This window comes from Rhizobium anhuiense, from assembly GCF_003985145.1.
GTDB classification, from domain to species: Bacteria; Pseudomonadota; Alphaproteobacteria; order Rhizobiales; family Rhizobiaceae; genus Rhizobium; species Rhizobium anhuiense.
Genome location: NZ_ML133526.1, coordinates 13,664 through 27,632, shown reverse-complemented (window position 1 = coordinate 27,632; position 13,969 = coordinate 13,664). Strand labels below are relative to the sequence as shown.

The following is a 13,969-nucleotide window of genomic DNA, read 5'->3' as shown; positions in this document are numbered from 1 at the left end:
TTGGAACTGATCAACCGGCTTCCCTTTCCGGCTATGGCCTTTCGGCAGTTCGATGCGAACGGGGACTTGGATTGTGTCGTGTCGGTTCGTGGCACGTTCGAACATGTTCAAAACGACAGATTGCGGTTACGTCGCGAGCAGGAAGACTTCCAGTGGGAGGACGCCTATGAAGGTGATCCCCATGCCAGCCCTCTCCTGCGTCAGACCGACCTCACGCCAGAGAAGGTCGGCACCGACATCACTTTCCTCGGCAATGCCTATGCGCCGGGCAGCACTCCAGCATCGTCATGGCAGGTCGGTCTGCAAGTCGGACAGCTCTCCAAAAAGCTTGAAGTCCATGGCGCGCGCTTCTGGCGCCCGGTCGTCAAGGAAAAATGGGCCGGCTTTTCGGCAAGGGAAGCCAAGCGGGTGCTGGCGGATTGGCATCTGAGCGAAGCAGAACCGGCATCTTCGGTGCCGATCTGCTGGAGCAAGGCCTATGGCGGTCAAATTCCCGGTACGGGCGATCCGCAAACCGAAACGCCCGCCGATGTCGAAGCGCGCAATCCGCTCGGCTGCGGCATCGTCAATCTCGACATGCCTTGGGATCAAGCGCCCGTCGCGGCACCGCAAATCACGTTGCTGGGACAGACGCTGAACTGGCGCGAGCCCACCGAGCCTCAGGGACTGGGCTTGGTGTCGCCTTGGTGGCGATCTCGTCAGCAACATGCCGGGACCTATGACGATGTCTGGCTCAACGAGCGTCACCCGCTTCTGCCGGAAGATTTCGATGCACGCTTCTGGCAATGCGCTCATCCGGATCTCGTTGCGGCCCCTTATCTGAGCGGGGACGAAGACTACGAACTGGATCATCTCCACCCTAGCTTCGCCCAAGCCACAGGGCGACTGCCGGGGATCACGCTGGGCGTCCGATGTGTCGGCCAGGAGCGCGATGAGTGGTATCTGCTCTCGCTGGACGGCGTGCATTTCGACTGGCGGAACGATGGTCGAGTTATGCTGACCTGGCGGACGCGCTTTCCGCTTCAGGAGGCAGGCCAAACATCGCTTACGTTGACGCGGGTTCAAATCAAAGCGGCGGATGATGCTCATCCCGACGGAGCAGCGGCATGAGCATTCCGCGCGACAACTATGTCGGCGAGCCCGACTATCCCACGCCCTGGACGACGAAGCAGCCGCGCGAAGGGCTCCGCGATATCGATGAGGCACGGATCGTTTCGCTGTCGCCGGATGTGTGCCTGACGCCGATAGGTTCTTCGGTCGTTCCCATACCATACCCGATCGTCGACTATTGTGGGCACGACAAGGGCTATACGCCATCCGTCCGCTTCACTGGCAAGAAAGCCATGGTCATGCGCTCCTGCACCACGCATGTCCATGGCGACGCTCCGGGCAATCGCAAGGGCGTTAAGTCAGGCGCGGTAGAAGACATCTGCGAGCCGATCGAGCATGCGGATCAGGTTCGAGCCGAGGGATCTCATGTCATCCGCCATCTCGACCGCTTCTGGATGAACAATCGCAATACGCAGGGCGAGGCGAATTTTGTGCGCGGTACCGAGACATTCGCGCCGCCTGAAGACGATGATCCCATTCCCGGCTCACTGCGCTGGAAGGGTAGTGACGAAGGCAAGGTCGTGAGCGACACGTCACCCGAACCGCTGATAATGGGGGCTCAATACGCGGATGCGGGGAGCGCTCTTCGCAAGGTAGCGCCGCAGCAATCGGCAGGAAATGCGCAACCGGCAACCCAGCCCAAGCCGCTGCCGCAGCCACAGCGGCCGCAAACGACCCGACCTTTTCCTCCCGCCGCGAATGACAACGTTTATCAACGCCGCGGAACCTTCGGACGCCCTTTGCCGACAGGAGCGGGCCGGGTGCTCGGTTTGCTCGGCCTTGCGCAAGCCGGCTACCAACTCGGCGACATGGCGGGACGATGGTATGTCGGACCGGATGGTGTCATGGCTCGGGCGATCGGGGACCATTTGCGCGGGCAAGTCCCTATTACGTCGACGCAAGCGCAGGAAATCAGCAATTTGCCCTGGCATATGCGGGAATGGTTTTCCGGGAATGCGACCATCCTCAATGCCAATGACATTCTGGCGTTGAAGGCCGGTGTGCCGCTCGATTTTCGCACGATGGATCCCGATGATCTCGCCGACCTGCTCGAGGCGCCGTGGCCCAGCGCCGAGCAGTTGCGGAAAAACGCAGAGCGCATCGGTGAGCGCCGGGCGCCTGCAGCACTGCCCGTCCCGGAAAACGTCCGCGTGGAGCAGGAGCGTGAAAAGCGGAGATGCCGGATCGACACCTACGAAAAGATGGAGCCGATCTGCAAGAGCATCGGCATGCAGGCCCATCATATCGTACCTGATTGGACCTTGCGCTATGGCACCCGCAAGGAAGCGATCGTCGGTGAAAAACGAATTCCGAATATGCCCGGTTTCTGGCAAGGGCAGAGCATGTGCGTCGTCGGGCAGGCAAGGACGCAGGGAACCGAACACAACGATTCTCACCTGGCCGATGGGGCGATCGAGGCGCTCGGTAGAAATTCCAATCCGCCGTTCACCGCAACTTTGGATGATGTTAAGGATGCCTCTATCGACGCGATGACGTCCGTTCGGCCGGATTGTGCCGCGCAGATCATCGCTGCAGTCAATGGCGAGTTCGCCGGGAGAGACCCCAACCAACTGTTGCGAGCCAAACAGTATCCGCCTTTGCCCAGCGACACGCTCAATGCGTTGCAGACGGGTGCCAAGAGAGGTGCAAATGCAAGACCTTAAGAGTGCGAGCAGCATGATAGAATTCACTCGCGCCTGCGCCCGCTCCGATGATGTCGTCGTGATCAATGCCGTCATGACAGGATCTGACGTCTATGCTCCAGAATCCCGCATCTTTCGCTTCGAACACGACGCCCGGATCGGAGAACAATGGTATTATGACGACTTCGATTTCCATATGCAGGACATCACCTTATTCAGCAATCCGGAAATCGACGCTACGACCGACTATCTCACCTATATGTCTTCTGAGGGGGATGTTTATCACGCTTGGTGGAAAGGAAACTTTCGCGAAAAGATCCCGGGCGCGGGAACCTGGGTGGCAGACGCTAAAGGGCATGGACGAATGTCAGCAATTACCCAGGTCGGAGGCAAACTTTATGCATGCGGACAGGGTGGGCAAATCTATCGGCGACACGGTCGGGACAGTTGGAGCCTTCTGACTGATAGATTGCTGTTCGACATGGCCAGCTATCAGAAGAAAAAAGAAGGAAGGCCTCGCACAGATGATCCGGACTACCTTTCCTGGCTGAGGGACTTTCAGAAGCAAGCGCCCAAAAACATTTCTCTGAACGCTATCAAAGGCTTTTCGGAGGATGCGATATATCTATGCGGATCAGAGGGACCCCGGCCCGTCCTCTATTTCTGGGACGGTTCGGAGCTGCATGAGCTGAAGGTTTATCTTGAGGAAGCAGCGCTGACGGGCATCCACATTGAGCACGCGGATAGCGTCTGGATATGCGGACGGGAAGGCGTGCTGCTGCACGGCAGCTATGCACGCGGGTTCACGCCAGTCAATCTGCGTCAACAGCTCAATCTCTTTCACATGATTACGCCCTATCGAGGCAAGCTGATATTGCCGTCGAGCGTTCGCCCGGGCGGCCTGTTCGAACTCGCGCCCGGCACGTCCGATCTGCGCCGGTTTTCCCCCGCTCTCCCTAAGCTGCGCGGTGAATACATTTTCTATGCGGGGGCTGTCGGTGATGTTCTTTGGGTTGTCGGTCAGAAGGATATTTTCCGCTTCGATGGGAATGAGTGGGAGCGGATTGAGCATCCTGATCTTTAAAACAAGGCATCTGTTGCCCACGGGTGTGGCTGATGCTCATCCCGACGGAGCAGCGGTATGAGCATCCCGCGCGATAACTACGTCGGCGAGCCCGACTATCCAACGCCCTGGACGACGAAGCAACCACGTGAAGGTTTGCGTGATCTTGACGAGGCAAAGATCGTCTCGCTGTCGCCGGATGTATGCCTGACGCCAGTCGGCTCTTCCGTTGTTCCCATCCCATACCCCATCGTCGACTATTGCGGGCACGACAAAGACTACACGCCATCTGTCCGCTTCACCGGCAAGAAGGCAATGGTCCGTCGGTCCTGTACGACCCACGTTCATGGCGATGCGCCGGGAACGAAAAAGGGGGTCAAATCCGGCACCGTTGAAAATATTTGTGAGCCGATCGGTCATGCCGACCAGGTACGTGCCGAGGGTTCGCACGTCATCCGGCATCTCGACCGTTTCTGGATGAACAACCGCAACACACAGGGTGAAGCGATCTTCGTACGTGGGACGCAAACTTATGCGTCGCCTGAAGACGACGATCCCGTCCCTGGATCGCTACGCTGGAATGGCAGTGACGAAGGCCGTGTCATCAGCGATGCCTCACCCGAGCCGCTGATCATGGGCGCGCAATATGCGCAAGCGGCGCCTGCAACGGTGCCTCAAACGGTTCCTGTACCGGCCCGACCTGCGCCGATGCCACGACCGCCGGGGCAGGTCATCCGGCCGAATGTTCCGCAGTGGAATAGGCCTCCACCCCGGCCATCCATCAAAGTTGGCAAATGGGTCGGAAGGCTCGGCCGATTTGGTAGGGCAATGACTGGAGTCGGAGCTTTTATCGAGGGTATGTGGCCAACCTCGACGGCAATGCCGTGGTATGATGAAATGCCACAAGATGATTTCGAACGGGCGCTTTTCCGGAAGGCACGCGAACTTGAGGAGCAAGGCGTCGACGTTGATGACGTTCAGGAGTGGTTCCGATCCGAGCGCGCAGAGAACGCACGACGCCGGAGGCAACAGGAGACAGAGGAAAGGCAGCAACCACAACCTCTACCACAGACCCAGGGTGCGCGTGTTGACGAGGAAGGCTCACAACGTCGATGCATTGTTGGCCCCTACGAGGAGATTGAGCCGATATGTCGGGGCAACGCTCACCATATCGTTCCTGATATGGCCTATCGGTTAGGGCGGCGACCTGCCAAATCGGAATATGATTCCACGGAGAATCGTATACCCAACGCGCCGACGCTTAACCAGGGGATGTCGATTTGCTTGCTAAGTCGGCAGCACGGAAGCGATAGCGAAGGATTGCATGGAATACTTCGACAACGGTTTGCGGAACTCGCAAGCCCTGTACCGGGGACAGCGCCAATGGGGGCAATTTTAGCTGAAAGTATCAAAGTCATCGAGGATATTCCGGATTTGCCGGAAGAATGCAAAGCGCTAGCTACAGCCATGGCAACAGGTCAAGTCGCATCAAAAACCGGATTTGCCGCTCCTGGGCGAACGAGGGAACGGCCACTTCCGTCCGGCGATGCCGAAACAGTACTGAGAAGGGGGCATTATTGATGAACGGCAGTGACTGGAAGGCAACAATTCAAGCCGCTGTGGCATTTGATGTCGACCGCTTTGCGATATGTCTTGGCGAGCTTGAATACGAGGATCCATTTACTGCGATCATTTCCTATGACGGGCGATTTTCTCAGCCGTGGAGCAGAACGGATGTTCGGCGCGAGATCGTCGATATCAGCTATATGGAAGCCGATCCTACGGAAGGCCATGTACCGGTAGCGCTCAGTAACGAGGGCGACGTCTATGTGTTGAAGGACGAACATGCGGAGCGATCGAAGATCCCCGGGGCTGGGATTCTCAGCGAAGATGCTGAGGGTTTTGGGGCAGTCCATACGCTGGTCGTAGATGGACATAGCCAATATGTCGTCGGGGATAGCCGCCAACTCTATCGCAGAGAGGGCTTTGGAACGTGGCAACGGCTTTCTGCGAACAAATCCCGAGAGGACGGTTATGAGGCCGAACATTTCGGAAAGGCGGTTTCCCTAGACGGTTCGCTTGTCATCGAAAGTGTTCAGAGACCTTATTCTGCACCAAGCGCTGCGCAGCTCGATCCTAAAAGTTGGGAAAATGTCAGCCCGGAGCAGTTTCTAAAGATGATGAAGGAGCAACGGTCCGAGCGCGTCACAAGGCCACGCATGCAACGCGTTTATCATTATCTTGATGGTGTCTTCTCAAGACTATTAGTTCCTGAAGATTGCGTGATCAGAGGGCTGTATCGCGACCCGGAACATCGTATTTGGCTTTTGGGCGTGGCAGGTCTGATCCTGGAGGGAACCATCGAAGGAGGATTTGAGAAGGTCGGCTTCCACGGGGATACGGAAACGTTGTTCAGCGCCGCGTGGTATCGTTCCGAGCTGCTTGCGGCTACCGACGACGGTCTTCGCCGATTTGACGGCCATAAGCTCGGCATCGTGAAACCCAAACTAAATTCCGCAGCTATAAACCGAAATGTTCCTGCACCTCTGAAAATTCAATCTTTCGATAACACGCTGATTTATTTCGACAGGAAGCATGGCGTCTGCAGGTGGGACGGGCAATCCTGGGATTGGTGCGAGATCCCGCCGTCACTTCTGCAACGCGAGTTCAAAGGCTTACCTGCCAGACGATAGGGCTCGTCTATCGTATCCTTGCAGCCATAGCTGTTAATGGGCGGACGTACGTCAGTACAGCCACCGGGATGCGGAGAAGTCCTTGATCGCGATTTGAAGGAGGTACGACTGATCGCAACGGAGTTTTTTGAGGCGCGAGGCAAACTCCACGAGGCCAGGAGGATTTCCGAGGCCGAAGCGGAAATTTCCGCCACTGACGACGAAGATTTCGAGACGTTTTACGGAGCATGGGAGCCAACGCTTTATGCCGCGACCATGGCGGATGATCGATATTTTGCGCTTTTGATCGGCGGCCCGCGCTGGGACGATCCCTATACCATCATCCTGACGCGCGACGCCGAAGCGCAGACATTCTCCCGCCTCGATGTGCGGCGGGAATTGCGGGATGTCAGGGTCGTGCCGCGGACCGATGACGTAGGTGAACCGTCTTACGTGACGCTCAGCTTGAATGGCGACATTTATGTGATCAGTCCGAAAGGCGCCGAGCATTCGGTCATTCCCGGGACACAAGCCGAATCTGATGACGCACCCGAGATTTTGTTCAGTTCCATTCTGCCGGTCGGGGATCAATGGCTGGTCGCTGGCAGCGAAGGTTTTCTGAGGCTTGGCAAGGAAAAATCCTGGCAAGATGTCTCTCCTCCATTGGAGACGAAACATCCCTATAAGGTTCCCGATTGGACGATTCTCGGCACTAACCGCGATGGCGATATTTTCATTGTTGCCACGCAAGCAGCGAGCACGCGGCATTTCAATCTCTATCCCGGCCATCCACTTTATCGAGAGGATATGTCCGAGGAACAAGAATTTCAGCTTCAGAAGAAGCTTTATGCCGAAATGGACAGTTATCCGCGTTTGAAAACGCTTTTCACCGGCCGGCCCGGAGCCTGGAAGCAGCAGGCACTGCCGGATCGTATCGCCCGGTCTCTTCCCGCTTATTCCTATGTTTCTGATATCGAGAGCGGTGGAAACGAAGCCGACTATGTCATCGGTTCCGACGGCTTGGTGATGAAGGGTAATCCTCAAGCCGGCTTTACCGACATTTCGTCCATTGCCGACCGCGAGAAGAATTTCAAGGACGGCGTCTGCTGGCGCAACGAAATGATCCTTGCAACCGGCACCGAACTGTTCCGGTTCGATGGCCATTTTGCAAAGCCATTCGCGCCCAAGGTGAAGATGCGCTCTGCCCCCTTCGTGCTGCAGCCGAGCGCGATCTTCGTTCAAAACGATAAGCTCTACGTGTTCGACTACGGGCTTCGCTATTACACATTCGATGATCAGGGTTGGAATCAACACGACATTCCGAAGGAACTTTCGCAGCGGCCGTTCAAGGGTGGTGGCGGGAAAGGACCGCCTTGACCAAATCGCGCGGCTGACGAGCTTGACGAAGTCTGTCAGTCAACTCGTTCGGGAACGAAAACGTGGCTGAAAAATCAAACTACAACATCTTTGAGATCAAGTGGTTCGACGAATTTCGCTCGGCTTACAAGATCGACAATGTCATTCGTCCGAGCGCGGCTGATGTGGAGGCCTATCGGGGAAAACTGCCGGATTTTCTTCTCCGTTTCTGGACCGATCATGGTTGGTGCAGTTGGTCCGACGGCCAATACTGGCTCTGCAATACCTCCTTGCCTAAGCCGGTGCTGGACTATGTCTTTCGCGGTGATCCGGAACTTGATCCGAAAGAGATGTACGCCTTTGGCTATACTGCCTTCGGTGAGATCGATATCTGGTACGGCGATGCCATGATTAGGTTAAACCTGCCGAGGGGAGAGGTGGCTGTCGACAATCGAGGATATAACGAGGAATACCAACGCCGGTGGACTGATGAAGTCATGTTGGGTCTATGTTTCTCAGGTCGATTTGCGCCGGTTACTCCGCCGTGGGAGGACGAAAATCAGAAAAACATGATGCCTCAGGCTTTGGAAACGCTGGGGCCTCTCGCATGGGGCCAAATCTACGGTTTTGCGCCTGCACTTGGTTTAGGCGGCCGCAACATTTTGAAGAATCTTCAGAAGATGCCATTGGTCGAGCATCTGGTCTTTCTGGCCTCCATGGAACCGCCAACCTATTACGACTATACACCGCCCGCTCGGGGAGAACGTGGTCTTGGTACGGTGACACCGCGCCGAACGATCGGGCCACAGAGCCGATGAGACTGAGGCTAGTAGATTCCGCCGAACTGGAGAGTATTGGCTCATTTTCTGACCGCGGTTTGGGATACGAATGACCGCAGCAGAATTTCTTCAGGCGCGAGGTAAACCCAACGAGGTAAGACGAATTTCTCAGCCCGACGCGGAAAGTGTCATCGGGCGTGTTCCGGAGGACTTGAGAGAATTCTGGATCCAACATGGCGTGGGGCACTATGCAGACAGGAACTATTGGATGTGCACTCCGGCTCTTTTCGAGAGCTTCTTTCGCCAGATCCTGGCCAATGTTCCGGAATTGTATGCCGATGACCTCGCCGCCTTCGGATATTCGAGCCTGGGAACCGTCAATCTGTGGCATAGGGCAGGGCGGCATTTCACATTTTCGCTCGATGTCGCACTGCTGATGGATTTGACGAGCCGAAGCCGAACCGATCCCCCACCCCATGATCTGGAGGAGATCTATCGCGCGGCCGGTGTGGACATGCCTCAAAACGCGGTTGAGCTGTTTCTCGAAGCCAGGTCTGCGCCGGAGAACATCTGGAACATATTGTTGGCGGCAACCAGTTCGGATTCATACAAGGCGATTTATGACGATAGCGGTAAAGCCCTCATGCCGCAGCTCCGCCGAAATCTCGGGGAACTCTCGCAGAGCGAGATCCATTTTCGAGATAGGACTGCGGGGGGAAATACGGCTGACCGCTATCAAAAACTGAAAATTTCCGAGGCTGTCTCGCGCGTACCTGACGAGATTTACCATTCATTCGCGGTCGAAGTCGCAGGGCAGCAGCAAATTGTATCCCAAACGATCGCCGTCGGTAGCGTTCGATAATTTGCTTCGACGCCCCGACGGGCAACGCGTGATGTCCTGAAGGTCGGTCGGCACCTATTGAAGTGAGGAAATATGCAGCCGTATGATCCACTCCGCCTTGATGGAGCCATTGCCCTGGCGAAGGACACTTTCTGCATCGTGTTCAGCGGCAAGGACTACGAGGATATGCACTCGTATATCCTTGTTTACGAAGGGCGATTGGAACAACCTTGGTCTCGTTCCGACGTCCCGCGCAAGATCGATAGTCTTGCTGGTAAAGTAGGGGCGGATGGACGACCGATCATCTATGCCCTCAGCGATGAAGGTGATGTTTATACCCTACCGATGGGGCAGAATTCCTCCCATCGAAAAATAGAGGGCGCAGGCGTCTATTCCGACGATTCGACGGACCTTGGATACGTCAACTCAATAGCGCTGATTGGCGATGCCTTGTTGGTAACCGGCTATCATTCGCAGCTTTACCGACTGACCGATACCGACTTGGGCTGGTTTCATAAGGAAAAGCTGCCGCAAGCACCGGAAACCTACGATTATCTCGTCTTCGGCGATCTGGATGGCTCGACCGAGAGCGACCTCTATATGAATGTGACCTATTCACCGACAAGCACAAACAGGGAATTAACAGACGAAGAGGAGGAGGAGATGGGTCGCCTCTACCTAGCCGGTCGGAATGGAGAGGCGGCAGCCATTCGACGAGCCTCAGAGGGGCCAAGCCGTGTCCTCGAAGGCCGCCTCTATCACTGGAATGGGCAGGAATGGCAGATCGTTGCCAAGCCGCGTTCGGGAAAATACTATCCGGAGCCTGCTACGCTTTCGGATATTTTTGTTGAGTCCTTGGAGAAGGTTTGGGCTGTCGGCGGCAATGGCGTCATTTTGGTCGGGAATGCCGAACATGGTTTTCAGGATGTTTCTTTCAAGGGAAACAATGAAAAGCTGCACTCGATCACGAAATTCAAGGGTCGGATGGTGATAGCCTCAGACTACGCTTTGCATTGGTTCGACGGGCATCTGTTGTCACCTTTGAAGCCCGTCCTTGATCCGAGCATCAATCGCAACATTCCGAACCCGCTCAAAGTCCAGGCTGTCGATGACGTCCTGTATTATTTCGACTCGAAGCATGGCGTGCACACCTTTGACGGTGATCGCTGGACAGAAATCGAAATTCCACCTGAGTTGTTGGAACGCGATTTCAAAGGGTTGCCGCCTAAACCTCGATGACCGACGCCCCTGACGACGATGAAGATTTCGAGGAGCTGCCGGACAATGGTCAAAATACGCCGTTCTGTCCGTTCTGCGCGTGAAAATGGAGGGCTGTGGGGCGCCGAAGGATTTTCTTAAGCGTTGCCGCCTTGGATGGGATCGCTGTCTGTCGATGGATGATACCGGCTCGGTCACAAGCGGCAGCGGCGCAATTGTTCGGCATGCAAACGGGAATACGACATGGTCCACGGCATTTGTGTTCTTACGATTCATCGCGGGTCTAATGCCCGCGATGCGTTGCGCTAAGGCTCGGTGCGCATGGTCGAGACCACCAACAGCTCCGGACGCAATATGGCGCATCAGGATCGAGCCGATGATCCCGACACCGGTGCGGCGGTCACGGATCCCGGAGATGAGAAAGCCAGATTCTGCGCAGAAATCGCGGCATTGGCCAATGCTGCCATGAACGGGGATCTCAGACGGCGAATGAATGCCGACTATGCGGATCCGGATCTGCGTCGTTCGGCAGTGATCCTCAACGAGCTGATTTTGTCGATCGACGGCAACCTGTCCGATTTCAACGATGCGATGGCCGCTTTTGCGCAAGGGGATCTGCGCGTCAGCGTGCGGGCCAAGCACCGCGGCGCATTCGGGCAATTGCAGAAGAACTTCAATCTGGCCGTGGCAACGATCCGCTCGGTGCTGGGGGAGCAAGGCTCGGAACGGTTCACGGACAAGGCGACAAAATTCGGCCGGATGCTGGCAGCCTTCAAATCGAAGGGGACTGCGTTCGGAGTTCGGATTCCCGGCGAAGATGCGCAGCCAATTCCCTCGCCTCCCCATGATCTCTGGCTGAAGCTTGCCGACGCCCTGGACGACTTCTCGATCTGAACGGGCGCCATGGCGCCGGTGCGCCGACCATTCGCGGCCTGACTGCACCGCAATTGCAACAGAGCGCCCCGTCTCCGACCGGGCGCCCCATCACTTTGCCGGCGATGCCTCTCAGCCTCAGAAAGGATAGTGCTGGGCGGAATCTTCCACCGTGATCCAGCGCAGGTCGGTGAATTCGGCGATTGCCGCCTTGCCGCCGAAGCGGCCGTAGCCGCTGCCTTTGACGCCGCCGAAAGGCATCTGCGCCTCGTCATGCACCGTCGGGCCGTTGATATGGCAGATGCCGGATTCGATGCGCGCCGCAACCGCCATTGCCCGCTGGATGTTGTGGCTGAAGACGGCTGCCGACAGGCCATATTCGGTGTCGTTGGCGATGCGGATGGCTTCCTCCTCACCGGCAACACGAATGATCGGCTTCACCGGGCCGAAGGATTCTTCTGCATAGACGCGCATTTCGGGCGTGACGTGATCGAGCAGCGTCGCCTCGACCACGGTGCCCGAGCGCTTGCCGCCGGCGACGAGCTTTGCACCCTTGGCCGTCGCGTCGGCGATCAGCTCCTCCATTTTCTTCGCCGCATCGAGGCTGATCAGCGAGCCGAGAACGACGTGGCCCCGCGGGTCGCCGGCCGGCAGCTGGCTGGCGCGGGCGGCCAGTTTGGCGACGAACTGATCGGCGATCGTCTCGTCGACGATGATCCGCTCCGTCGACATGCAGATCTGGCCCTGATGCATGAAGGCACCGAAAATGGCGGCATTGACGGCGCCGTCGATATCGGCGTCGTCGAGGACGACGAGCGGCGCCTTGCCGCCGAGCTCGAGAAGGGCGGGCTTGAGATGCTTGCCGCAGGTCTCGGCAATGATCTTGCCGACCTTGGTCGAGCCGGTGAAGTTCACGCGTTTGACGGCCGGATGGGCAATCAGCGCGGCGACGATCTCAGGCGCATCCTCCGGCGCGTTGGTGAGGACATTGATGACGCCGGCGGGCAGGCCCGCTTCGGTCAGCGCCGTGGCAATCAGCCGATGCGTGCCGGGGCATTGTTCGGATGCCTTGAGGACGACAGTGTTGCCGCAGGCGATCGGCATGGCGATGGCGCGGGTGGCGAGGATGACGGGCGCGTTCCAGGGGGCAATCGCCAGGCAGACGCCGGCGGCCTGGCGAACACCCATGGCGAGCGTGCCGGGTTTGTCGGAAGGGATGATTTCGCCGGTGATTTGCGTCGTCATGGCGCCGGCCTCGCGCAGGATATTGGCGGCGAGCATGACATTGAAACCGGCCCAGGGTGCGGTTGCGCCGGTCTCCTCGATCATCAGCCGGGTAAACTCGCCGACTTTCGAATCCATGATATCGGCAGCCTTCATCAGGATGGCGCGGCGCTGGCCGGGGCCGGTCTTCGACCAGGCGCCGAAGGCCGCGGAGGCGGCATTGACGGCTGCGGCAACGTCGTCCAGGTCCGCCGCCGCGGCGCGGCTTGCGAGCTTCTCGGTGAAGGGATCGATACGGTCATAGGTCCGGCCGGTGGAGGCTGCGCGGTCGGCGCCGTTTATGAGGAGGGAAATATTCATCGGAGATCTCCTGGGAACAAGAACTAGAAGCCGAGGACTTCGGCGTTGATGGACGCTTCGAGGCCGCCGTCGGCGGCAAGATTGGTGCCGTTGATCCAGCGCGCGCCATCCGAGCAGAGGAAGAGCACGGCCGGGGCGATATCGGCTGAGGTGCCGGCCCGGCCGACGCGGGTGATGTCGCTGTCGACCCTGGCATCGCCGAGCACGGCGCGGAACTGCTTGAGGATCGGCGTTTCCACCGGTCCGGGGCTGACCGCATTGACCCGGATGCCGCGGCTTTTGAACAGGGGCTGGTGGGCGGCGCGCATGGTCCAGAGCAGCAGCAGTTCCTTGGAGAGCGGGTAGCCTTGCTCGTCCTTGAGGCCGTGTTCGGCCACAACCGCCGCCACGTCTGGAAAGCCTTCGATGCCGGCCAAGGATTTTGCCCGCTCGAGATTGGCGCGCCAGCCATAGCCGGCAATCGAGGCGACGTTGACGACGGCGCCGCCTTCGCGAAGGCGGGGTGCCACGGCTTCCGACAGGGCGCGAAGGCCGTAGAAATTGACGGCGAGCGTCGAGGCGATACCGGTGCTGCCGGAAAGGCCGGCGACATTGGCGAGCGCGTCGAGGCGTGTCGGCAACTGCGCGACGATGTCGGCAACGCCTGATGGGGTGGACAGATCGCCCTTGATGAAGGCGGCACTTCCACCCGCCGGTTCGCGCACATCGACGCCGATGACCTCGGCCCCCATCTGGCCGGCCAGCTCGGCCGTCCGGGCGCCGATGCCGGAAGCCACGCCGGTCACCAGGATTGTTTTACCAAAAAGCATGAACGTCACCTTTCGCAAGAG

12 protein-coding genes are annotated in these 13,969 nt (G+C 58.0%); 10 read left to right on the top strand and 2 right to left on the bottom strand.

What is annotated here, in order from left to right; all coding sequences use genetic code 11:
- From EEQ99_RS17045 to EEQ99_RS17000, 10 genes are all read left to right on the top strand, one after another.
- The gene (locus EEQ99_RS17045; RefSeq protein ID WP_097543399.1) at positions 1–1,110 is read left to right on the top strand and encodes a DUF2169 family type VI secretion system accessory protein; all 1,110 of its coding nucleotides are present in this window, start codon (positions 1–3) and stop codon (positions 1,108–1,110) included.
- Positions 1,107–2,774 (top strand): DUF4150 domain-containing protein, encoded by a 1,668-nt coding sequence (locus EEQ99_RS17040; RefSeq protein WP_127430786.1) that lies wholly within the window; start codon positions 1,107–1,109, stop codon positions 2,772–2,774. The genes EEQ99_RS17045 and EEQ99_RS17040 overlap by 4 nt, the downstream gene beginning before the upstream one ends.
- Positions 2,761–3,837 (top strand): hypothetical protein, encoded by a 1,077-nt coding sequence (locus tag EEQ99_RS17035; RefSeq protein ID WP_097543401.1) that lies wholly within the window; start codon positions 2,761–2,763, stop codon positions 3,835–3,837. The genes EEQ99_RS17040 and EEQ99_RS17035 overlap by 14 nt, the downstream gene beginning before the upstream one ends.
- A gap of 57 nt (positions 3,838–3,894) precedes the next feature.
- Positions 3,895–5,397, top strand: a complete 1,503-nt coding sequence (locus tag EEQ99_RS17030) for a DUF4150 domain-containing protein (protein WP_097543402.1) — start codon at positions 3,895–3,897, stop codon at positions 5,395–5,397.
- Positions 5,397–6,509, top strand: a complete 1,113-nt coding sequence (locus tag EEQ99_RS17025) for a hypothetical protein (RefSeq protein ID WP_127430785.1) — start codon at positions 5,397–5,399, stop codon at positions 6,507–6,509. Before EEQ99_RS17030 ends, EEQ99_RS17025 begins: the two co-directional genes overlap by 1 nt.
- 36 nt (positions 6,510–6,545) lie before the next feature.
- Positions 6,546–7,865 carry a hypothetical protein gene (locus EEQ99_RS17020; RefSeq protein ID WP_244604810.1) on the top strand — a complete coding sequence of 440 codons (1,320 nt, stop codon included), beginning with the start codon at positions 6,546–6,548 and terminating at the stop codon, positions 7,863–7,865.
- A 62-nt stretch (positions 7,866–7,927) separates the two neighbouring features.
- A complete protein-coding gene (locus tag EEQ99_RS17015) occupies positions 7,928–8,662 on the top strand; it encodes a GAD-like domain-containing protein (protein WP_097543404.1) in 735 nt (244 codons plus the stop codon).
- A 70-nt stretch (positions 8,663–8,732) separates the two neighbouring features.
- Complete coding sequence (locus EEQ99_RS17010; RefSeq protein WP_097543405.1) at positions 8,733–9,485, top strand: GAD-like domain-containing protein; 753 nt, start codon at positions 8,733–8,735, stop codon at positions 9,483–9,485.
- Positions 9,486–9,557: 72 nt separating this feature from the next.
- Positions 9,558–10,703, top strand: coding sequence for a hypothetical protein (locus EEQ99_RS34905; RefSeq protein ID WP_097543406.1), 1,146 nt, complete (start codon positions 9,558–9,560; stop codon positions 10,701–10,703).
- A 300-nt stretch (positions 10,704–11,003) separates the two neighbouring features.
- Entirely contained in the window at positions 11,004–11,576 is a 573-nt protein-coding gene (locus EEQ99_RS17000; RefSeq protein ID WP_097543407.1) for a methyl-accepting chemotaxis protein, read from the top strand.
- Between the two features lie 117 nt (positions 11,577–11,693).
- Here the strand turns inward: EEQ99_RS17000 and EEQ99_RS16995 are convergent, their stop codons facing one another.
- Together EEQ99_RS16995 and EEQ99_RS16990 are read right to left on the bottom strand one after the other, a co-directional pair.
- A complete protein-coding gene (locus EEQ99_RS16995; protein ID WP_127430784.1) occupies positions 11,694–13,139 on the bottom strand; it encodes an aldehyde dehydrogenase in 1,446 nt (481 codons plus the stop codon).
- 23 nt (positions 13,140–13,162) lie between these two features.
- Complete coding sequence (locus tag EEQ99_RS16990) at positions 13,163–13,948, bottom strand: coniferyl-alcohol dehydrogenase (RefSeq protein WP_127430783.1); 786 nt, start codon at positions 13,946–13,948, stop codon at positions 13,163–13,165.
- Positions 13,949–13,969 lie beyond the last annotated feature (21 nt).